The sequence below is a fragment of the Sphingobacterium allocomposti genome, assembly GCF_008124885.1.
Taxonomy (GTDB): Bacteria; Bacteroidota; Bacteroidia; order Sphingobacteriales; family Sphingobacteriaceae; genus Sphingobacterium; species Sphingobacterium allocomposti.
The window spans coordinates 70,113-92,538 of the sequence record NZ_VNHX01000006.1 but is presented as its reverse complement, the minus strand read 5'-3'; the positions used below and the strand labels follow the sequence as shown (position 1 = coordinate 92,538).

The 22,426-nt window shown below is 48.4% G+C and carries 13 protein-coding genes; 11 read left to right on the top strand and 2 right to left on the bottom strand.

The features are described 5' to 3' along the window. Positions 1–15: 15 nt before the first annotated feature. The gene (locus BC792_RS06390) at positions 16–1,506 is read left to right on the top strand and encodes a SusD/RagB family nutrient-binding outer membrane lipoprotein (protein ID WP_148908156.1); all 1,491 of its coding nucleotides are present in this window, start codon (positions 16–18) and stop codon (positions 1,504–1,506) included. Between the two features lie 248 nt (positions 1,507–1,754). Here the strand turns inward: BC792_RS06390 and BC792_RS18315 are convergent, their stop codons facing one another. Together BC792_RS18315 and BC792_RS06385 are read right to left on the bottom strand one after the other, a co-directional pair. Next, positions 1,755–1,892, bottom strand: a complete 138-nt coding sequence (locus tag BC792_RS18315; protein ID WP_170249980.1) for a hypothetical protein — start codon at positions 1,890–1,892, stop codon at positions 1,755–1,757. 185 nt (positions 1,893–2,077) lie between these two features. Further along, the gene (locus BC792_RS06385) at positions 2,078–4,810 is read right to left on the bottom strand and encodes a DUF5695 domain-containing protein (protein WP_148908155.1); all 2,733 of its coding nucleotides are present in this window, start codon (positions 4,808–4,810) and stop codon (positions 2,078–2,080) included. A gap of 332 nt (positions 4,811–5,142) precedes the next feature. On the opposite strand from BC792_RS06385, the gene BC792_RS06380 reads away from it, so the two are divergent. The 10 genes from BC792_RS06380 to BC792_RS06335 all read left to right on the top strand — a co-directional run bounded on the left by BC792_RS06380 (position 5,143) and on the right by BC792_RS06335 (position 21,363). After that, positions 5,143–6,006 carry an AraC family transcriptional regulator gene (locus BC792_RS06380; RefSeq protein WP_148908154.1) on the top strand — a complete coding sequence of 288 codons (864 nt, stop codon included), beginning with the start codon at positions 5,143–5,145 and terminating at the stop codon, positions 6,004–6,006. A 99-nt stretch (positions 6,007–6,105) separates the two neighbouring features. Then, complete coding sequence (locus tag BC792_RS06375) at positions 6,106–7,005, top strand: dihydrodipicolinate synthase family protein (RefSeq protein ID WP_148908153.1); 900 nt, start codon at positions 6,106–6,108, stop codon at positions 7,003–7,005. Between the two features lie 11 nt (positions 7,006–7,016). Next, positions 7,017–8,474 carry an aldehyde dehydrogenase (NADP(+)) gene (locus tag BC792_RS06370; protein WP_148908152.1) on the top strand — a complete coding sequence of 486 codons (1,458 nt, stop codon included), beginning with the start codon at positions 7,017–7,019 and terminating at the stop codon, positions 8,472–8,474. Between the two features lie 111 nt (positions 8,475–8,585). After that, positions 8,586–9,584: a 4-hydroxyproline epimerase gene (locus tag BC792_RS06365; RefSeq protein WP_148908151.1), complete on the top strand. Its 999-nt coding sequence runs from the start codon at positions 8,586–8,588 to the stop codon at positions 9,582–9,584. A gap of 21 nt (positions 9,585–9,605) precedes the next feature. Continuing rightward, positions 9,606–10,862 carry an NAD(P)/FAD-dependent oxidoreductase gene (locus BC792_RS06360; RefSeq protein ID WP_148908150.1) on the top strand — a complete coding sequence of 419 codons (1,257 nt, stop codon included), beginning with the start codon at positions 9,606–9,608 and terminating at the stop codon, positions 10,860–10,862. A 21-nt stretch (positions 10,863–10,883) separates the two neighbouring features. Continuing rightward, positions 10,884–12,650, top strand: coding sequence for a DUF885 family protein (locus BC792_RS06355; RefSeq protein ID WP_211357485.1), 1,767 nt, complete (start codon positions 10,884–10,886; stop codon positions 12,648–12,650). A gap of 1 nt (position 12,651) precedes the next feature. Then, complete coding sequence (locus tag BC792_RS06350) at positions 12,652–14,073, top strand: APC family permease (RefSeq protein ID WP_148908149.1); 1,422 nt, start codon at positions 12,652–12,654, stop codon at positions 14,071–14,073. A gap of 49 nt (positions 14,074–14,122) precedes the next feature. Continuing rightward, positions 14,123–16,303, top strand: coding sequence for a S9 family peptidase (locus tag BC792_RS06345; protein WP_246154883.1), 2,181 nt, complete (start codon positions 14,123–14,125; stop codon positions 16,301–16,303). 486 nt (positions 16,304–16,789) lie between these two features. Beyond that, positions 16,790–19,741 carry a SusC/RagA family TonB-linked outer membrane protein gene (locus tag BC792_RS06340; RefSeq protein WP_148908147.1) on the top strand — a complete coding sequence of 984 codons (2,952 nt, stop codon included), beginning with the start codon at positions 16,790–16,792 and terminating at the stop codon, positions 19,739–19,741. A gap of 11 nt (positions 19,742–19,752) precedes the next feature. After that, positions 19,753–21,363 carry a RagB/SusD family nutrient uptake outer membrane protein gene (locus BC792_RS06335; protein ID WP_211357484.1) on the top strand — a complete coding sequence of 537 codons (1,611 nt, stop codon included), beginning with the start codon at positions 19,753–19,755 and terminating at the stop codon, positions 21,361–21,363. Positions 21,364–22,426: the final 1,063 nt, after the last annotated feature.

Genomic DNA, 22,426 nt, shown 5'->3' with positions numbered 1-22,426 from the left:
AAATGAAATAAAGCAATGAAGAACAAAATAAAAACATATATACTAGCTCTGTCTGTTGCCACCGCTAGTTTTGTACTGGGGGGCTGTACCAAGTCCTTTGAGGACGTAAATACCGACCCCGATGCCTTCTCGGACGTGCCAGCTACAAATATTTTGGCTAACGTCATCCGAAACACCGGAGAATCATTTGGAGGAGATATAGATGGATATGGGACTTTCGCTGGTTACATAGTGAAGATTCAGTATTTAGATTATATGAGCGGGCTTATTCCAACAAATAACACCTACGGTAACCGCTGGTACGCTTGTTATTATAATCTCACCCAGCTAGACGAATTGTTAAGGATGACAGAGGAAACTGCTGAAGCTAACAAAAACATCAGAATAGTGGCACGCATATGGCAAAACTATATGTGGTCTTACCTTACGGACGGTTGGCGGGATGTTCCATTTTCTGAAGCGTTAAAAGGGGCTGAAGAAGCGGGGAGCATTGTTCGGCCCAAGTACGATAAGCAAGAAGCGATTTATCCGGCGGTATTGAAAAGCCTGAAAGATATAGCAGATGAACTGGCCGAGGGCGCGGGGCCAGATGAAGTAGGGACAGGCGATTTTATTTACGAGGGAGATATGGAAAAATGGCAGAAGTTCTGTAATTCCCTACGCCTTCGACTTGCGATGCGTATTTCGGCCGTCGCACCCGACTTGGCTAAAACGACAATTGAAGAGATCGCAAATAACCCAAGTAGATATCCTGTCATAGAGACGAATGCCGAAAATTGCTATTTGACCTATCCCGGGGCGGCGCCCTATTGGGAGCCTTGGTATACCACTGGCTATACGGGAGACAAACGCGTGGATAATTTTGGAATATCCGATATTTTTATCGATCACTTACTAGAAATGGAAGATCCTCGAATAGGCAAAGTGGCTAACAAAGCAAACGATGGCCAATATCGGGGTTATCAAAATGGAGCAGCATCAACGCCAACGCCGCTCACGAGCATCTCTTTTATCGGAGACAAGTATATGAACGATCCCGTGGGCTTTACGCCTTTCTATAAGTCCTGCGAGACCTTCTATATTCTTGCGGAAGCTGCGATGTTAGGCTATAATGTAGGTATCACTGCGGAGGACGCCTATGAGAAAGCCGTGCGTCTGTCGATGGAAGATAATCAGATTGACGCTGAAGCCACTGACGCATATCTGGCCGGAAAGGGAAAGTGGAACAACACAAAGGAACGTATCTGGTGGGACATGTGGGTAGCCTTGTTTAAGGAGAACTTTGAGGCGTGGAGCCTATATCGTAGAACGGGAATCCCCTCTACCAACTATCCTTCCCTTAATTCTGTTTACGGCGACGCCCACAATGACCAGCCCTTCCGTTTGCCTTATCCCAATAACGAGTACCTGTATAATGTAGATAATTTAAATGAAGCATTGACAGGTGTCAAGGACTACGTTTGGGGAACGCAGATGTGGTGGGATAAACGTACAGGCGTGTACTAGTAACCTGCGCTCGATTCTTATTTTCAGCGCAGAACGCTTTGACATAGATTCAACTGAAAAAGACGAAGCAAATAGTGGGCTATTTCGAGTTGGCTCTAAAATAACGAAAAGGGACTTCCTCTAACAGGAGTCCCTTTTTCGTACGAACCAGAGTTCGATTATAAGGAAGGCTCATAAACAGGAGTCTCCGTCATCACGAGGAGGGACGACGAAGCGATCTTAAACAATACGGGAGGATTACACCCCCGCTAACGCTCGTTGAAGCTCCTGTCTATCCCCCGACAGTGGAGGCTGAGCTCGTCGAAGCCTAGGATGACAGGGACAAGCGTGGGATGACAGCCCCATCCTGTCAGTAGCGGTAGCGAAGTAGTCTCTACGGATCTCATAAACAGGAGTCTCAGTCTCCCTTTTTATCGTACTATCCTTAGTGACGCTCTGCTTCACACCAAGGATAGTGCTGGCACTTCGGCAAGCTCAGTACGGTTCCGCGATGCATGCCCCTTTTTTAAAAAGAAGGGTGCTCTTCTGGATGAAGGCACCCCTACTCAAACTAAACAAACAATAACCAATTCTAGTAGGATTTCTCCGGGTGCAGTTTAACCGTGTTCACGTTGCCGGGTATCACATAACGGCCGAGTTCATCTTTCTTTATGCCTGTTATCGTGTAAGGCCCCTCGATACGAAGGAATAGGTTTGGGGACAGCGGGCTGGGCTGTATGGCGATTTCTATTTCCCTGGAGTTTGTATCGTATACCAGCGTTTCCATTGTTCCCGCGTCCGCCGTCAGCCATACTTTTTCTTCAGCCAGGAAGATACGCCCTTTTGATGCGGTCGTTATATCTACATGGATTTTAGCGTTTTTTTCGTCCACCCGCCCGCTGAAGGCCAGCCAACCAAATTCCGGGTGGCGGATAATGTATGTTCCCGAGTTTACAGCATAACCGTAAAACCCGCTCCCGTAGTCGCCAGATATACCATCGTTGGCTAAGGTAGACGGATAGGAGTGGAAAGCACCGGGCGCGAAGCCATCTTGTGTCACGTTCGCAAGCGCACCCATCATGCCTGCATGTCCTACGCGTAAAAGGTAAAGGTCGTCGGGATGAGCGCGGTATTCGGTCAGCACCGGTATCGCATTTAAAGCCGATCCGTAATGGTGAAGCTGCCGCTCGATACGGGCCAGTTTACCACCGTACACGAAATCCCAATATCGTCTCGCACTTCCGTTGTATCCCCAGTGCGGTACGGTAGGCATGTAAGCTAGAATCGCGTTCAGTGTAACCTGCGCCTTTTCATCGAATCCAAAATATCTGGACCACAGGTATACTTCCTCTTGACCGGTGGAATCCCACGGCATCTCACTGCCAAAAGGATAGGCGAGAGACTTCCAATGCAGCGCCCTGTTTTTCATGATGGTTTCCAGTCTTGCTGCTTCAGCCACCAGCCCTTCTCTCCGCAGATCTGTCAGAATGAACAAAAATACGCTTCCTTCCATCTGGCCAAATTGGGCGTAATGGGGAGCCTTCTCGACCATGGCCACCGCTGTCTCGTACGCGCGTTCCAGATAGATCCGCCACGACTCTTCAAATCTAAGTTCTGTGTAGTTCCGCGCCAGCCGGTATAATACCCAATGCGCTGCCGCAACGTGTGGGTAATTATAAGATCTGCCCACGTTGTCAGCCTCTTTCTTTGGCCAGGCTGCCCACGTCTTATAATTGATGGAATCGCTATAGGTGCCCGCGGGCATCGAGTCGGGTTCATAATAAAACAAACTTTTCACCACGCCATATTTATTTTTCCCCGCTGTATGTTGGATACGTCCGAACATGGTTTCGGACGTAAACCGTTTTAACTTTTCTATTTCCAGCGTGTCCGGTAATAATAGCTGTTTCATAATAGCTGCCAGCCAACTGGCGGCGCCGGCCTCGTCGCTCAGGCCGGCGAACCAGGCATTTTTATGTTGGGTGACATGGCTCTTGGTCTCATAATCGTAGGTGATCACCGACGGAGAGCGACCGAAGGGGTCGTCCGGATTTTCATACCATTGTGCCGTTGTGAGAAAGTGCCCGAGGTCTTTAACTATTTCCCGCTCAGATTTGATGACTTTATAAGAGATAGTCTGTACGAGCCCATCGGCATAGGTGATCTCCAGTCGGGAACGTCCCCACGTGTTTCCTTTGATCAGGTAAGTAGACCACTTTCCCGCGGTTTTTCCAAGGGACTCTATAGATAAAGAACCGGCGGGGAATACCTCCAATCGTTTTACCTTTTCAGGATATTTTAAGAACAGTTTTGCAGGATTGTCCAGTGGTACCAAATAGCCGGGGATACCCATCGCGACCGGCCGTTTCCGGCGGATAAGCTCGTCTTCGACCTGTTTGACACCAGGGGCGAGCACAAACCGCAGTCCGTAGCTTCTTGACTCGCCGGGCTTCAACGTGGTAGAGGTAGGCCTATTCCATTGCTCGACGCCTCTCCAGTCCGTCTCCGCAAAAGCCTTACTATGGACAAGCCATTCATGGAAGCCTTCAAAAGTAATGCTGCGGGGCGTCGGATCGGTGTTCAACGGATTGTATGCCTCAAAGGGCGTATTGTTTTCAGGCAGTACTAAAAGACTCGGCCCCAGGCCATGTAGCCGGTTTACCTGCAGGTAACCGGCGTCCTTTCCGATATAAGGGTCAAAGAAGACGTTGTCCGCGTGTGCACTGTCCAGACTTTTTCCGTCCATATTATTGTTGAAGATCATTGGAATGCCCAATGCTCCGATCTCGAAAACCTGCTTGGTATTGTTCCGGACGACAAAGCGGAGACAAAGATCGCCATCTCTTTCTTCCCAAAAGCGGTCAACCTGCAACGGAATATCCCCGAGCGAAGCGCTTATATTGGCGGCGGCAAGAACTTTTCCCGATGTCTTTAGCGGAGTTACAGCGCGTCGCTCTTTGGCGGATGAAAAGGACGTCCACGATGTCTCGCCCTCGGCGCGGATAGCGAGGTTGATGTCTCCAAGATGGTAAAACCCGTTGCGGTCGCGTCGATGAAGGAGCTCATCCGGCGTATAGTCGAACGCGTCGTCGTCGTTCAACTTTAAGGAGGAAACCGTCTGGGACGCCCGAAGTAACTTCACGTTGAGCTTTGATAACTTGAAATCATGCGTACCTCTTTCCACACCAAGGGTGGCCGGTTGTTTGTTTATTTCTTCCCAAAAGCGGCTTTGACCCGACAGGTTACTACCCGTGCAAACCCACAGAATTACGAGCAGAAAAAGATGTTTGTTATCCGTATGCATATGTTGTTTAATCGTTAACATGAGGAATGTTTTCCTCATCGTTTTCTTAAAAGACAGTATTGAAAAAAGTGCGATTTTTATTTATAGAGGCAAAATTGTGCCGTTACTTCGTCAGGAATGAGGAGAATTTTATGGCGTCGCACGTTTTCTATTCTATAATACCCCCTCTATCCATATAGGAGTTAAAGGTAAAGCAGATCTTAAGAATTCTTTTGTTAAATATTAACCAAATATTGCCTTATTTTCACCAGAATGTAAAGGGGCTATTGTTAATATTCTGTTAATATCGTAACTTTCAATCATACTAATCACGGAGTGCAAACAAGCGTGCTAACGATCTAAGATGTTCTATTATGAAAATGATTCAATTTAATGTTCCTGCTCCCAAAGATAAGTCTGTTTATGTTCAAGAAGATAGGCTGACGGATTTCTATCCTTATTTTCACAAACACGAGGAGTACCAGTTCATGTGGATTGTTAAGGGAGAAGGTACGTTGTTCCTTGCAGATAGCTTTCATCCCTTTCAGGCTGGTGATATCTTTCTCCTAGGGCCTAACCAACCGCATGTCTTTAAAAAGAATGCAAACTCCCTGAACGATACGGAGGTGGAAAGCGTATCTATTTTCTTTCATCTTAAGGGTTCACTATCTAGCTTATTTCATATGCCCGAGCTGAGCGGTATACTGGAGTTTATTTTACATAATACGAATGGATTCAAGGTGCCACATGCTTATACCGGCCGGGTCAAGAGGCGGATTGCACTCCTGAAGAAGGCGAGTATGATGGATCAGCTGGTGAGTTTCATCTTTCTGTTAAAGGAGCTGAGCCTGGTGGCCCACGAATTGAAACCTCTATCCATTGCTTCTGTATCGGGCAATGACGATGGTTACCTGCGTATTCACGAGGTATGCCGCTATATCAAGGAGAACTTCCGAAGGACCATCACGTTAGAGGAAGCGGCCGACCATGCAAACCTTACGCCACAGGCTTTTTGCAGATACTTTAAAAAGCATACCGGTTTGACATTTGTGGGATACCTAAACGAATTACGGATACAGGAAGCCTGTAAACTTATAACGGCTCAGCGTTACGAAAGTATGGGACTCGTAGCTTATAATTCGGGGTTCAATAGTATCACGAACTTTAATCGTGTATTTCGGTCGATAACCGGATTTTCACCGAAGGAGTATTACAGCCGCTATAAAAACAACATTTGATTTCGCCCGATAGCTGCTAAAATACGGTCACTTTTGATTAAAAGACGATTAGCAATTCCCTTCCATAGCACATAGTTTTGAAGAAAACATTTATTATTTATGGCTAATTTAAACTGGAGTGGAATCTTTCCTGCAATGTTAACACCCTTTCACGAAGACGGGACGTTGAATTTCGAGATGCTTTCTATAAATATTGAAGCGCAGCTGGAAGCAGGAATACACGGGCTAATCTTTGCGGGGTCGTTGGGCGAAGCGAGTGTGCTGACGACGGACGAGAAATTTGAACTGTTGACATACGCGTTGAAAGCTGTGCGTGGCCGTGTGCCCGTGCTGTTGAATTTAACAGAAAACACAACCGATGACGCAATAGCGTTTGCTAAGAAAGCAGAGCAGCTTGGGGCAGACGGTCTGATGGTTTTGCCGCCCATGCGTTATCGGGGAGACGACCGTGAGGTTGTCGCCTATTTCCGTGCGGTTGCACAGAGCACGGCACTACCCATTTTGGTATATAACAATCCGGTCGACTATGCTACCTATATTTCCCTGGATATGTTTGAGGAACTGTTGGAGGAACCGACAATTCAAGCTGTGAAGGAATCGACCAGAGACCTGACGAATATTACGAGATTACGGAACCGGTTTGGTGACAGACTGAAAATTCTGGGCGGTGTAGATACCATTTTTCTGGAATCGCTATTGCTCGGTGCAGACGGCGTCGTCGGCGGTTTGGTCGACGGCTTTCCCAAAGAAACGTTTGCAATCTACGATCTGGCCAAAAAGGGGGAAGTTGCCAAGGCTGTGGAAATATACCGTTGGTTTATGCCGCTTTTAGAGTTGGATATCCATCCCAAGCTTGTCCAATATATTAAACTCGCTGCGAGCAAAGTAGGACTAAGTACTCCCTACACCCGGGCTCCGCGTTTGGAACTGATAGGCGAGGAGAAAGAACGGATAAATAAGATTATTGATGATGCCTTGGCATCCAGACCTAAACTTTAATGGATATACCTATGGAAATGTCTAATGAACAAATCCATGCTGTCATTTCAGACTCGCTGGCGGGATACAGCTATTTACAGTCGCTTACACCCACGGAGCGGGCAGGCCTGATGTATGCTGTTGCAGATGAGATTGAGGCGCTGGATGATACGCTGTTGCAAACTGCCCATCGGGAGACGGCACTGCCGCTGCCCAGGCTGCAAGGCGAGAAGGGGCGCACAGTAAACCAATGGCGCTCATACGCCGCCGCCCTAAAGACGGGGCTTTATGCAGAGGCGCGCATCGACAGGGGAGACGGCGCTGCCAAGGCGGACATCCGAAAGTATAATAAAGGAATCGGGCCGGTGGCCGTTTTTGGAGCCAGCAATTTTCCGTTTGCCTTCTCTACGGCAGGCGGAGACACGGCGAGCGCCATTGCGGCAGGATGCCCTGTTGTCTATAAAGAGCATCCGGGACATCCCGCGACCTCCAGGCTGATGGCGGACGCGATACAGCGCGGTTTAGCAAAATTCGGTGCGCCTAAAACGGTATTTGGGTATTTGCAGGGCAGTACAAATGCAGTAGGAGAGGCACTCGTCGTGCATCCTGTTATTAAGGCGGTAGCATTCACAGGGTCGTTCCGCGGCGGAAAGGCGCTGTTTGATCTCGGTATGTCGCGTACAGAACCTATTCCGGTATTTGCCGAGATGGGAAGCGTGAACCCCGTAATAGCTCTTCCTGTCTACCTGCAGGAACATGCCGCTGTCCTGGCCGCTCAGTACGTTGGATCGCTTACCTTGGGCGTAGGGCAATTCTGTACGAATCCGGGCCTCCTTATCGTTGTCAAAGGGGAGGCTACAACGTCGCTAAAAGAGGCTTTGCGGCTGGAGATACAAAAAGTGGGCGACGCGACGATGCTTCATGCCGGTATCTGTAAAGCCTATCTGGAGGGCAAGACAACATTGGCCGCGCAGGAGCACGTCTCGCTGCTGGGAGAAGGAGCACCTGGTAACGGAACGACTGCAGGGGCGGCCATCTACGCCACATCAGGGAGAGCCCTTCTGCAAAATGAAGTATTAGCTCACGAGGTATTCGGACCGACAGGCTTGCTGATTGAATGCGACAGCATGAACGAGCTTTATGACGTGGTGCGGTCATTAGATGGCCAGCTGACGATCACGCTCGCGGCGACTGCCGCAGAGGCACAGCAAAATATGGCCCTGCTCCAGGCCGCGCAGGAGAAGTGCGGGCGTCTGCTGTTTCAGGGTATGCCCACGGGAGTAGAAGTCGTATACGGCATGCATCACGGCGGCCCGTTTCCCGCGACGACAGATAGCCGCTTTACTTCGGTAGGGCCGGATGCCGTAAAAAGATTTTTGCGCCCGTTGAGTTTTCAGAACTGGCCTGACGCACTGCTTCCCGCAGAGCTGCAGGAGGGCAACCCATTGAAAATAGGACGTATAGTAGACAACGTGTATACAGTAAACTAAATGGATCCGCGGGGGCGACAGGTCGCTGATTCCGGTAAACGGCATATAAATATTGTTGTTAGAAACACCCAAAATGCAAGGTGAGGCTACACGTCCACGAAGTAGTTACATATGAAAAAAACCTTTTTTTGTATAGATTCCCACACATGTGGTTGTCCTGTGCGGCTAGTTGCAGGAGGAACACCGATCTTGAAGGGTGGTTCCATGATGGAAAAGCGTCTGCACTTTATGGAGGAATACGACTGGATAAGAAGAGGGCTGATGTTCGAGCCCCGTGGACATGACATGATGAGCGGGAGTATGCTTTATCCGCCGGCTGATCCTCAGAACGATATCGGCGTACTCTATATTGAAACCAGCGGATGTCTGCCCATGTGCGGACACGGCACAATAGGTACGGTGACGATAGCGATTGAAGAAGGGCTTGTCGTACCGAAGGTGCCCGGAAAACTCCGGCTAGAGACGCCTGCTGGATTGGTGCTGATAGACTACAAACAGACCGGTACAAAAGTAGAGTCAGTAAAGCTCACGAACGTACGCTCTTTTTTGTATAAAGAGGATCTCTGCGTAGACTGCCCCGACCTCGGTGAAATACACGTAGACGTCGCTTACGGAGGCAATTTTTACGGAATAATTGATCCGCAGGAAAACTTCGAAGATATCCGTTCTTTTTCGGCCAGCCAGTTAATACATTATGGCAAACTCATCCGGCGGTTACTTAACGAAAAGTACGAGTTTGTTCACCCTGAAGATCCCAATATTTACGGCTTAACCCATATTCAGTGGACGGGAGAGCCAACGCAGCCGGATTCATCGGGACGCAATGCGGTGTTGGTCGGCGAAAACGCGTTGGACCGCTCTCCCTGCGGTACAGGCACCTCTGCGCGCATGGCTCAGTGGTATGCCAAAGGAAAACTCCGACCGGGAGAGGCGTTTGTCCATGAAAGCTATATCGGCTCTCGATTTGTAGGGAAAATTGAAGATACCGCCACAGTGGCCGGCAAACCTGCTATTATCCCCTCCGTAGAGGGCTGGGCACGTATAACCGGTTACAACACGATTTTTATCGATGACAACGACCCCTATAAAGAGGGGTTTCAGGTAATATAGAACGACAAGACATCAGTCACATTGAAAACACATAAAGGTACAGTATTGATTATAGGGGCAGGGATAGCAGGGCTATCTTCTGCATTTTACCTCACACAGGACGGATGGAAGGTCATTGTTCTCGAAAAGAATACGTTGGCAGACAACTGTTCTTATGGCAACGCGGGGATGATTGTTCCAAGTCATTTTACCCCTTTGGCGGCTCCAGGTATAGTGGCCCAGGGGGTGAAATGGATGTTTGATAAAAAAAGCCCGTTTTACGTCCGGCCAGGTTTGAGTTGGAATCTATTCGACTGGGGGATCAAGTTTTTGCGCCATGCAAACAGACAGCATGTCGACCGCCATGCGGAGGCCATCCGCGACCTAAACCTTTACAGCAGCACATTGTATGATGAGCTATCAAATACGCCGGGGTTCGATTTCGAACTGGAGCAGAGCGGGATCCTGATGCTGTATAAGCGTAAAGAGGTCGAACATGAAGAAGCGGAGCTTGCTAAACGCGCACGCGACCTGCAGTTGGATGTGGAGTTGCTTGACAGAGACGAGGTACAGGCGCTTGAACCCGCACTGCGCCTGGATGTGAGGGGCGCTGCCTTTTACAAATGCGATGGCAAACTATATCCCCCGAAACTGATGCAGCAGCTTGTTGCCTATCTAAAAGATAAGGGTGTCGAATTTCACGAACAGGTAACAATTGCCCGCTTCTTACGCTCAAACCGGAGCGTTAAGGAAGTCGTTACGAACAAGGGCAGCTTTATAGGAGACGAAATTGTCGTAGCCACCGGCGCCTATCTGCCGCAGCTGACCTCCAAACTCGGCGCAAGGACTCCTTTGATGCCGGGCAAGGGCTATTCTTTTATGTACAATCCAGCACAAGATGAACAGCTTCGGCACGCTGCCCTGCTGCTCGAAGCCCGCGTCGCGGTGACACCGATGAACGGGCAGATCCGTTTCAGCGGAACGATGGAATTGGGGTCGGCCAACGACACTGTCTACCACAGCAGGGTGCAGGGAATTGTAGAATCTATACCGAAATATTTCCCCGATATACACGTGCCCTATCCGGATAAGGTCTGGTTCGGCTACCGTCCCTGTCCTCCAGACGGGTTACCCTATCTCGGCCGCCTCCGTAAACTCTCCAATGTGACTATTGCCGGAGGTGGTGGGATGATGGGCCTCAGCTTGGGTCCTGCATTTGGAAAAGCAGTTGCGGATCTGCTGAGTGGTAGACAGACAACGACAGACATCCGCGCGTTTGAGCCGGAACGATTTGACTAACAGTATGTAAACGACTTAATAATGAAAAGACTTTATTTATATGTCAGGAAAACAACGATCTGCTTTTTTCTTACCCTCCTTTATGGCGTTATTATGGCACAAAAATACGACCTATATCATCATACGACACCTATAGAGCCGTTGATTGTACAGTATGGGCACGACGTGCAGGCTGTCAATTATTTTTACGGCCCAATGCCTAAAGGCTGGGGAAGTCAACCCGCTGCAGCTTCACCAGAGCAGCTGCAGCGGCTGCTGGACCTCGATCGGGACTATCTCGATAAGCTAAAGGCATTCCCGTTCGGTGCCCTGAACACCAATGGGCAGGTAGATTTTGTGTTGTTAAACCGAAGAATAAAGCGCGACATTACAGAGCTTACCCAGCGACAGTCGGATTACAACAGGCTCGCTGCTTATCTTCCTTTTGCGGAAGAAATTTTTGCTTTCGAGAAGCTGCGGAGGCGTGGAGCAAACGTACAGGGGCAAGCCATTGCCGGTATGTTGGAAGAGGCGTCCCGTAAGGTGGACGTTGCTAAGGAAAAATTAGCGACCATGTCCTCTTTACCTTATCAGGATGTCAACTTTTTAAAGGATATGATACAGTCGCTTTCCTTGCGTTTGACCAGTTCCTATGACTTCTATAATGAGTATGAGCCGTCTTTTACGTGGTGGGTTCCGGCGGCTTATAAGCGGCTGACGGAACAGCTCAATGGCTATATGGAGCTGCTGTCGAAAAAGAGCGATTGGAAGGTATTCGACGATGGAAGCCAGATTGGTGGTACACCCATCGGAAGGAACGAACTCAATAGGCTGCTGAAAGAGGAGATGATCGCCTACTCCGCGGATGATCTGCTCCGGCTGGCTGATCAGGAGTTTGCCTGGTGTGAAGCGGAGCTACTGAAAGCTTCGCAGGAGATGGGATTTGGAAACGACTGGAAAGCGGCTCAGGAAAAAGTCAAAAACGCTTACGTTCCGGTAGGCCAACAGCCCGAACTTATTCTTAGATTATATAATGAAGCACAAGAGTTTATTAGGGAAAACGAATTGATGGACATCCCGCCGTTGGCCGACGAGACATGGGGGATGATTATGATGACGCCGGAACGGCAGTTGGTGAACCCTTTTTTTACGGGAGGGCGCGAGATTAGTATTTCCTATCCAACGATAGGCATGACGCAGGAGCAGAAGCTGATGAGTATGCGCGGAAATAATCCTTATTTCTCCAGAGGCACCGTTCAGCATGAGCTGAATCCCGGCCATCACCTGCAGTATTTTATGAACCGGCGCCACAAGCCGTACCGCGAACGTGCATTTAACACACCTTTTTGGACGGAAGGCTGGACCTTATACTGGGAGCTGCTACTCTATAGCAAGGGGTTTGCGAAGACGCCCGAGGAACGTATAGGAATGCTGTTCTGGCGTATGCATCGGTGTGCACGTATTACGTTTAGTATCAAGTTTCATCTCGGCGAGTGGACACCACAGCAATGTATAGATTATCTGGTAGATCGTGTCGGCTTTGAGCCGGCCAATGCCCATGGTGAGGTAAAGCGCTCGTTCGAAGGGAGCTATGGCCCGCTTTATCAGCTGGCTTACTTGGTAGGCGGTCTGCAACTAATGCGCATAAAGCATGAGGTCGTAGATGCGGGAAAGATGTCCTACAAGGAGTTTCACGACAAAGTGATCAAAGAAAACTATATGCCGATGGAGATGCTACGGGCCATTCTGACTGATCAGCAGCTGTCTCCCGATCACGAGGCATCTTGGAAGTTTTATACATTTAAGTAGCATGGAAAACACACCGCAATCTTTTCGCAAATCCATGGGGCTTCTCGATGCGACCATGTTGGTAGCAGGCAGCATGATTGGATCCGGCATATTTATTGTATCCGCAGATATTGTACGGAATACCGGATCGGCAGGGTGGATGATGGCTGTCTGGATAATAAGCGGCTTCATGACACTTACAGCTGCATTAAGCTATGGCGAACTGAGTGCTATGTTTCCGAAAGCAGGAGGGCAGTATGTATACCTCCGCGAGGCCTACAGCCCACTGGTAAGCTTCGTGTTTGGATGGACCTTTTTCGCCGTGATACAGACGGCGACCATCGCTGCGGTGGGCGTAGCGTTTGCCAAATTTACAGCTTACCTGTTCCCTATACTCGACGAAGACGTCTATCTCTTCGCCGTAGGGAATTATAGCGTATCTTCGGCGCAGCTGTTGGCCATCGGCGTCATTGTGTTGCTAACAGGAATTAATGCAAGGGGTATTAACAGCGGAAAGCGTGTGCAGACGACCTTGACATTGATAAAAATCCTGAGCCTGTTATTACTGATCCTGTGCGGCTTTTTGGCCTATAAACACGCGATATGGAACGCCAATTGGAGCGCTGCTGGCGACCTTTGGCAATTACGACGGCTGCATGCAGATGGATCATTCGGCGAATATTCTACCTTTGGAGCGTTTGGCGCGGTTTCCGCAGCATTGGTGGGGGCGTTGTTTAGCAGCGATTCCTGGCACTCTTCCTCCGCCGTCGCGGGAGAAATTAAAAATCCGCAGCGCAATATCGGGCTCAGCCTCGCGCTAGGAACCATCATCGTGACAGCTATCTACCTGCTGACGAACCTGATGTACACAGCCGTGCTGGATCTTCATCAGATGGCGACCGCACCAAAAGACCGCGTCGCCATGAGTGCCGCCCAGGAAATTTTTGGCACCTTCGGCATCGGCATTATAGCGATCATGATCATGATCAGTACTTTCGGATGTAATAATGGCATTATCCTGGCCGGAGCGCGCGTTTACTATTCTATGGCGCAGGACGGACTGTTCTTTAAGAAAGTGGGAACCCTAAACAAAAGTGCTGTACCGGCGTATGCTTTGTGGTTACAATGCGTCGTGGCGTGCTTGTGGTGCCTCAGTGGAAAGTATGGCGACCTGTTGGATATGATTACCTGTGTGGTGGTAATATTCTATGTGCTGGCTATTGTCGGGGTGATACGTTTACGTTATACCCGTCCAGAGCTCCCGCGGCCGTATAAAGCGTTAGGCTATCCTTTTCTGCCTGTTATTTACATAGTGATGGGGTTAGCGTTTATCATTCTAATGTTGATCTATAAACCCTATTATACTATGCCCGGCGTTTTGATAGCGCTCGCTGGTGTACCTATTTTCTATTTTGTAAACAAGAAAAACAAGCAACATGTGTAAGTCGTTTTTGAACATACTTTCATTGGTGTGCTTACTGTCTGTAAACAGTGTGGCACAAGGAACAATCGAAGATTACCAGCGCGCAAAAGGTTTTCGGGCAAAGATCGCCAACAAGCTTTATCACGTGCCTTCCCACATAAAATGGGACAGCGATGGTCGTCTCTTTTGGTATGAAAAGAACACAAAAGAAGGTCGCATGTTTATCTTGGTTGATCCCAAAAACAGGTCGAAATCTACTTTTTTTAACCCGAAAGCAGTGGCATCTGCATTGAGCTCTGCTTTAGGGCGTACCGTAGACGAGAAGGCGTTAACCGGTGAAAGGCTCACATTAAGAGGGATCGACACTGTCGCATTCGAATATGAGGGATATACGTGGAGCTGGAATAGATCCACCAACAGACTGGCTAAAGAAGAGCAGATAAAGCGGGATAGAAGAGGCGGATATTGGGGGCAGCGCTTCGACGATAGCAAGGGCGAGCCTGTTGAATCGCCGGACAAGACGCAGATTGCTTATATCAAAAACAGCAATATCTATGTGGCGATGAAGGCCGATCCCGAGTCGGAACGGCAGCTAACATTTGATGGAAGTCCGGGAGAATATTATTCGGCACACTTGCACTGGTCGCCGGATGGGAGAAAGCTTGCGGGCAGTAAGGTTAGGAAAGCCGAGGTTCGGGTGTTGACGTTGTTGGAATCATCCCCGTTGGATCAATTGCAACCTAAATTGCAGACGCGCGACTATCCGAAGCCGGGAGACGCCTTATCTCAGTATTACCCCATAATTTATGATCTAGGGCGCGATACTTTAATGGCTTGCGATCCGCATTTGGTCGAGAATCAATTTTCCGTGAGCAGGATCAGCTGGCGGGAGGACAGCCGGGCTATTACGTTTGAGTTTAACAAACGCGGACACCAACAATACGCTGTGGTAGAATTAGACGCTTCCACTGGCCGGAGCCGTTATCTGATTAACGAGGTCAGCAAAACATTTATCGACTATAGCGGAAAGCGTTACAGACAAGACCTTAGCGATGGAAAGGAGATTATCTGGGCCTCGGAACGTGATGGCTGGAACCATTTGTATCGCTATAACGGACAGACAGGGGCAGTAATCAACCAGATCACGAGGGGAGACTGGGTGGTGCGCAGGGTCGTACACGTGGATGAAGCGCGAAAGCAGATTATTTTTGAGGCTAGCGGACAATACAAGGATGGAGATCCTTACCTGATTCATTATTATAGTATTGGGTTCGACGGGAAGAACTTGCGTGAACTGACGAAGGAAGACGCAAACCACACGGCATTTTTCAACAAGGACTTTAGCTATTTTGTAGACATCTATTCCCGTATCGATAAAGCTCCGACGACAGTCTTGCGGGACAGGGAAGGAAAAGTTGTCATGGAGTTGGAGCGTGCAGATAACAGCGACCTGTTGGCTACAGGTTGGAAAGCACCGGAGGTATTTACGGCTAAAGGACGTGATGAGCAAACAGACATCTGGGGGATTATTATCCGGCCAACGAACTTCGATCCGCATAAAAAGTATCCCGTCATCGAGTATATTTATGCCGGACCGCATAGTTCATTTGTGCCCAAAACATATATTCCCAACCCAAGTGGTATGCAAGAGCTGGCAGAGCTTGGTTTTATCGTCGTACAAATAGACGGAATGGGAACATCTAACCGGTCAAAAGCTTTTCATGACGTATGTTGGAAAAACCTGAAGGATGCCGGATTTCCGGATCGCATCCGCTGGATGCAGGCGGCTGCTGCCAAATACGCGTATATGGACCTTGAACGTGTTGGTATATACGGCACCTCGGCAGGCGGACAGAGTTCTACTGCTGCGATGCTGTTCCATCCTGAGTTTTATAAGGTCGCGGTATCCTCATGCGGTTGCCATGACAACCGGATGGATAAAATCTGGTGGAACGAACAATGGATGGGATGGCCTGTAGGCCGTGAATACGCGCAGTGCTCGAACGTGGAGAATGCGGCGCAGCTTCAGGGGAAATTGATGCTCATTGTCGGCGAGCTTGATGATAATGTGGATCCGTCTTCTACTTATCAACTGTCTAATGCATTGATCAAAGCGAACAAAGACCACGAGTTGATCGTGGTTCCCGGCATGGGGCATTCTTCTGGTGGAGAATATGGCGAGAAAAAACGTCGCGACTTTTTTGTTAGGCATTTGATCGGGACTGAACCTCCTTCGTGGAACAGCTACTAACTTTCCCCCGAAGGACACCGCCCTTTCTTCACCCTTTTTCCTACCGTCCTGCGGGTGGTGAGGAATATTTTATAAAACTTCAAACGTAGGTGTCCTTTGGGCACCTCCTTTTTTGTCTGTATGTGTAAGATGGGAACGTCGTGTTGTTTCGGTTTTAGTGAAATAGCAGAAATAGTCCCAACACTATCCTTAGTGTGAAGCGGAGCGTCACTAAGGTTGTTAGGATAAAAGGGGCTGAGACTCCTGTTTATGGGTCTATCCTTAGAGATCGCTTGGCTAACTCTACGGACAGTGTGGGGTACCTACTTTTTTTGTAGAGATGTCGATTTTACATTTCCAAGTAGCGATCAGCTCGGCAGACAGGAACCACGAAATTATAAAATGTTATACTGACGGTTAAAATCGTGTTTGTATTAGCGAAAATGCGACTGAAATGGCAGGTGATAGGCGCGTAAATTTGATGTTACAATAATGTAAATCTGATTTATGATACCTCTCAGAACAATAATCTACATTTTTTGTCTCTTTTTGCTTTCCCATGGAGCAAGGGGACAGGAGCGGACCCAGCTTAAAGGAAGGGTTCTCGATGCCGAAGGAAACCCGGTAGCCCACGTGAGTTTGAGGATCCAATCGTCCGATACCGGTACAAGTAGCGACTCAGACGGTAATTTTAACCTGCTTTATAGACGCGGCGATACGCTCGGGGTGTCGGCAGTAGGCTACATTTCACAAACGATCTCCCTAATGAGCCAGACCGATCTTACGGTAACACTTTTGAAGTCGCAAGATGCTTTGGACGAAGTCATCGTCGTTGGTTATGGCACCCAAAAGAAAGGGGAGGTCACGAGTGCCATAGCCAGTGTGAAAGCTGAAGACTTTACGCAGGGTACGGTAAAGGATGCTGGACAGCTTATTCAAGGCAAAGTTGCGGGCTTGCGTATTACAACACCCAACGGCGACCCGAATAGTACTTCTCAGATAAATCTTCGGGGACTAAATTCCATCAATGGCTCGCAGAATCCGCTGGTAATCATAGACGGGATACCGGGCAGCCTCAACACAGTAGCGCCGGAAGATATTGAATCAATCGACGTCCTGAAAGACGGTGCTGCCGCAGCGATCTATGGAACCCGGGCGACAAGCGGGGTTATACTTATCACAACACGTAGAAACAATGCCACGGAGAACCGTACCGCTATAACCTACAATAATTATGCAAACATTCAAACCCTTTTCCGTAGGCCGGATATGCTTAGTGCAGCAGACTATCGAAGACTGATAGCGGAGGGTGAAGCGTATACGGATCTTGGGGCCACTACCGATTGGATTGACGAGGTAACCCAGCAACCTTTTAGCCATAATCACAATGTGGCATTGTTCGGAGGAAATAACAGAACCAATTTTACGGGTTCAGTCAACTACAGAAATTGGGAAGGCGTATTATTGAAAAGCGGGCAGGAACGGCTTAATGTACGTGCGGAACTTAATCATGACATGTTTGATGGAAAGCTGAAATCGAATATGCAGGTTATTAACCAAAGCATAAAGGCATTGCAGGGGGGGGCTTCTGACTATATGTGGCGACAAGCTATCATACGGAATCCGACGGATCGTGTGTTTAACGAAGACGGCAAATGGCAAGAACGTGATGCATATATGTATGATAACCCTTTGAGCATGATCCATGAATCTGTCAACGATCGGGTTTTCCGTGAAACGCGGCTCAATGGCTCTTTGGATTATAGGCCAGTGGACGGACTAAGCGTTAAGATGTTACTGTCTCGTGTACAGGAAAATGATTTGTATGGCAGCTCAACCTCATTCGACCATGTTAACACCACCAAAAACAACCTCAACGGGACGGCTTCACGAACGACATATGCCGCTACGGAAAATTTAATGGAGCTTACCGCAACTTACAATAAGACCTTTGGACAACATAAGGTGGGAGCTTTGGCTGGATATAGCTGGCAGGATAGAACTTCCGAGAATTTTTATGCTTATAACTTTGATTTTCCGACAGACAATTACAGCTATAATAAGCTGGAGTCCGGAATGGCTTTGCAACGCGGTATGGCGCAAATGACCAGTTACAAAGACAAATGGAAGCTGGCTGGCTTTTTCGCAAGGCTGACCTATAGTTATAAAGAGCGGTATATGATCATGGCGAGCGTCCGACGCGAAGGCTCTTCCACTTTCGGTGAAAACTATAAGTGGGGAAGTTTTCCTGCAATTTCCCTAGGTTGGGATATGGCTAAAGAAGAGTTTCTTGCAGAAAATGAGCTTATTGGACAACTAAAGCTACGTGCCGGGTTTGGCGTTACAGGAACAATTGCGTCCTCCTCGTATATGTCCCAGACTAGTTATAACTTCCAGCAGGGGCAGGGTGCCTATATTAACGGAAGATGGGTGCCCGGGTTCGTGCCGTCGCGTAATTTCAACCCCGATTTGCGGTGGGAAAAGAAATATGAGTACAATGTCGGGGTAGATTTCAGCATGCTTAATAACCGGGTGTATGGATCATTGGATTATTACTCCCGCAGGGTGAGGGATTTACTTTACCAATTCAATGTGCCGTCTCCTCCGTACTTGTACAGTAGTATGATGTTGAACGCAGGAGAGATGAGCAACCAAGGATTTGAAGCTTTGATCAATGTTGACGTGATCCAGCGCGGCGACTGGAAATGGAAGACTACACTGACGTTCGCAACGAATAAAAATAAGTTGATAAACCTGTCCAACGAGCAGTTTAATGTGACTGTCCCGTTCTTCGAGGCTGGATACACAGGAGAGCCGATACAGATGTCTACACACCGCGTGGAAGTTGGACGCGCCATCGGCGATTTCTTTGTGTGGAAGACTGTGGGGGTAGATGAAAACGGAAAGTGGCTAATAGAAAATCGGGCGGGGGAAACTATTCCCATTGCAGATGCCTCACCCGATGATCGCCAATATTATGGGAACGGTATTCCAGATGCAAACATAGGTTGGAATAACAGCTTTTCTTTTCGGAACATTGATTTTAGCTTCAGTTTTCGAGGAGCGTTCGGACATCAGGTGCTCAATATGACGCGGATGTATTATGAAAATCCCGTAAATAAAGCGTATAACGCTTTGAAGACGGCGTACGATCCCGTTTACGGAAAGAGATTAACCAATGATTTGGTGTACGTGTCGCATTACATCGAAGACGCCGACTTTCTGAAGCTGGATAATGTTACGTTCGGATACACCTTTAAGCCGGGAATAGTCAAGGGTATAGATCGTCTTCGGATATATGTGTCGGGGCTAAACCTACTTACGATCACGGGTTATAAGGGACTTGATCCGGAAGCGACGAGCTACACAGGTGATTTCACGTTTGCGCCCGGTATAGAGCATCGGGACCGTTATCCGACAACGCGAACCTTTACGGCTGGTTTGAATGTTTCATTTTAAACGTTATAAATATGTCAAAGTTTAATACAATACAATATAAAAAGTGGATAGGCATGCTCTTGTCCTGCTGTCTATTGTGTCAAGGGTGTACCGACCTTAGCGAAGAGGTTTTCTCTGAAGTCTTGGAAAAAGACTATCGGCCTGCGGAACGCGATCTGCCCTATATCTTGGCGCCGGTGTATGCGTCGTTTCGTTCGCTCATGTTCGGTTGGCAAGGATATTTCGACCTGCAGGAAGAATCGGCGGACCATATCATTACGCCAGTTCGTCCGAACGGCTGGGACGACGCCGGTACATATAGAAGGATGCACCAACATACGTGGAATGCGGTGCAATGGCAGCCCTATAATACCTGGCAACAAGCCTACGCCAGTATTACGAAAGCTAATCTCGTCATCATGCAGATCGAGGATGGCTCGTTACCTCTTCCAGCGGACGTCGGAAATGCCGCCATTGCGGAATTAAGGGCGGCGCGCGCCTTGGCGTACTATCTGTTGCTGGATAATCACGGAAATGTGCCGATTGTTACCGACTATAGAGATGTAAGCCTGCCCGATCAAAAAAATAGGAAACAGCTATATGAGTTTGTGGTAAATGAATTGCAAGAGGTGATCCCGATGTTGTCGGAAGATGTCGAACCTATGTATGGGCGGATGAACGTGTGGGCAGCGCGTGCGCTATTAGCTAAAATCTTTCTTAATGCCGAGGTATATATAGGAACGCCCGCGTGGGAAAATGTTATCGAACAGACGGATATCATCATAAACGCCAATAAGTACCGTTTGGACACCGATTACAAAAATGTTTTTTCATCAACGAACCACGGCTCGCCTGAGATTATTTTTGCTGTTCCGTATGATGAAGTATACGGACACGGCAGCCAGATCCATATGAAAACGTTGGATCCGCTTAGCCGGTTGGTATATAACATGGCGGCAGGTCCTTGGGGAGGCAACTGTGCCGTACCTCAGTTTATCGATACATACGACGCCGACGATCAACGTCTCTACGACAGTTGGATACAGGGACCGCAGTATCATGCTACGACGGGAGAACTAGTTATCAACTATGTAAAATCCGTTCCCGGTATCGGCGGTGATGGAACTGTTGCTCCGTCCAATGCCGGCTATAGAATAGGAAAATACGAAATAAAAAAGGGGGCGACGAACAACTTGGATAACGATTACCCCATGTTTCGATACGCCGACATTCTAATGATGAAAGCTGAGGCTTTACTTAGAACGGGAAAGGAGAATGCCGCCGCTGAATTGGTGTCGGCTGTACGCGAGCGCGCGTTTAGATCTAATCCCGAAAAAGCCGTTGTAACAGGTGCTGATCTATTGAAAGGAAGTGTGTATAACTACGGATGGCAGGATAAAGATGGGACTGTCTCGGGTACCGGAGGAGGAGATATTCGGTATGGACGGTTTTTGGATGAGTTGGGGTGGGAATTTACCGCAGAGGCACATCGTCGGCAGGACATCATCCGGTTTGGCGTATTCCAGACGAAATCGTGGTTCAATCATAATCCGCACCCTAATGCGATCAGCCGGACGTTGTTCCCGATTCCGAACGATGAGCTTAACAAGAATCCCAAACTAACGCAAAACCCGGGCTATTGAGTGCCACGAATGACATGAGATTTGATGCTGTACAATGATGAAGGTAGACCCTTTGGTATAGGAATAGAGGTCTCGGTCTCAACTATCACCGAGCTGCTGGGATTAAATGTCTCGGTAGTGAACGTTGTCGGAACAGGCAGCCAGAAATAGCAGGCATCCGATAGGAAGGCGGATGCGAATGAACCGCTGGATGGCATCAAAAGGATTATCTGAAGGCAGCACCGATGTCTAGTAACACTGCGAGGATAAGCCCATGCGGCATCTGTCGCGACGTGAAGGGAAAAACCGAAAGCAGCAGACATTGCAAGAGGCAAAGACGGATGCGTGGCGCAGGGACGGAAGGCCGCACATTCGTGATGAAGTCCCTGTAATGGGGACGCGGCGAAGGGGGCGTATTATCTATCACTTCGGGGACGGAAACTGTTAAAGGGATCATACCCCGAGCTGGATGTACTGAAATGAAAGGAATGAACCATTCGTTATTGACCAAGGGAGCTGTATCGTGCTTACCGTAAGTACGGTCGAACCGTGTCAATTGAGGGGACGACTGCGTCCGCCTGCCAGCTTTCCGCCAGGACTAAAAGCACCATCTCTACTTGCCGTAAAAAGCGTATGAGCTCCGGTGCTACATGCCGTGGCGGTCAAGCTTATCGAGATACTGAAGAAAAAGGACGGTAATGGTCAGGCGTTTCTTAGGTGTCCTTCGGGTGGTATGAATATTTTATAAAACTTCAAACGTGGGTGTCCTTTGGGCACCTACGTTTTTTTTCTGTATGTGTAAGATGGGAACGTCGTGTTGTTCCGTTTTAGTGACATAGCAGAAATAGTCCATTTCCCTCCGCCAGCGAAGCGCTACGTGAGCGTTTTTTAACACTGTTTGATTCCATATATCATTGTTAATTTATGGTTGTAAATGGTTAAAATCCAGCGTTTAGCGATGTCTTTTGGTTGTATCTTTGGAAGAAGAAAAGGGTCATGGTTCAGCTCAAATCGTGTGCTGTTGAATATCGTATGTAGCTCCGACCTTGCCTAATAACTAACCAAAAAAACAGATGCCATTCCT

What these genes read in the sequence shown, in the direction of transcription:
- BC792_RS06390 (WP_148908156.1), top strand. Translation starts at nt 16, where the DNA reads ATGAAGAACAAAATAAAAACATATATACTAGCTCTGTCTGTTGCCACC.
- BC792_RS18315 (WP_170249980.1), bottom strand. Translation starts at nt 1,892, where the DNA reads ATGAGATCCGTAGAGACTACTTCGCTACCGCTACTGACAGGATGGGGC.
- BC792_RS06385 (WP_148908155.1), bottom strand. Translation starts at nt 4,810, where the DNA reads ATGTTAACGATTAAACAACATATGCATACGGATAACAAACATCTTTTT.
- BC792_RS06380 (WP_148908154.1), top strand. Translation starts at nt 5,143, where the DNA reads ATGAAAATGATTCAATTTAATGTTCCTGCTCCCAAAGATAAGTCTGTT.
- BC792_RS06375 (WP_148908153.1), top strand. Translation starts at nt 6,106, where the DNA reads ATGGCTAATTTAAACTGGAGTGGAATCTTTCCTGCAATGTTAACACCC.
- BC792_RS06370 (WP_148908152.1), top strand. Translation starts at nt 7,017, where the DNA reads ATGGAAATGTCTAATGAACAAATCCATGCTGTCATTTCAGACTCGCTG.
- BC792_RS06365 (WP_148908151.1), top strand. Translation starts at nt 8,586, where the DNA reads ATGAAAAAAACCTTTTTTTGTATAGATTCCCACACATGTGGTTGTCCT.
- BC792_RS06355 (WP_211357485.1), top strand. Translation starts at nt 10,884, where the DNA reads ATGAAAAGACTTTATTTATATGTCAGGAAAACAACGATCTGCTTTTTT.
- BC792_RS06350 (WP_148908149.1), top strand. Translation starts at nt 12,652, where the DNA reads ATGGAAAACACACCGCAATCTTTTCGCAAATCCATGGGGCTTCTCGAT.
- BC792_RS06340 (WP_148908147.1), top strand. Translation starts at nt 16,790, where the DNA reads ATGATACCTCTCAGAACAATAATCTACATTTTTTGTCTCTTTTTGCTT.
- BC792_RS06335 (WP_211357484.1), top strand. Translation starts at nt 19,753, where the DNA reads ATGTCAAAGTTTAATACAATACAATATAAAAAGTGGATAGGCATGCTC.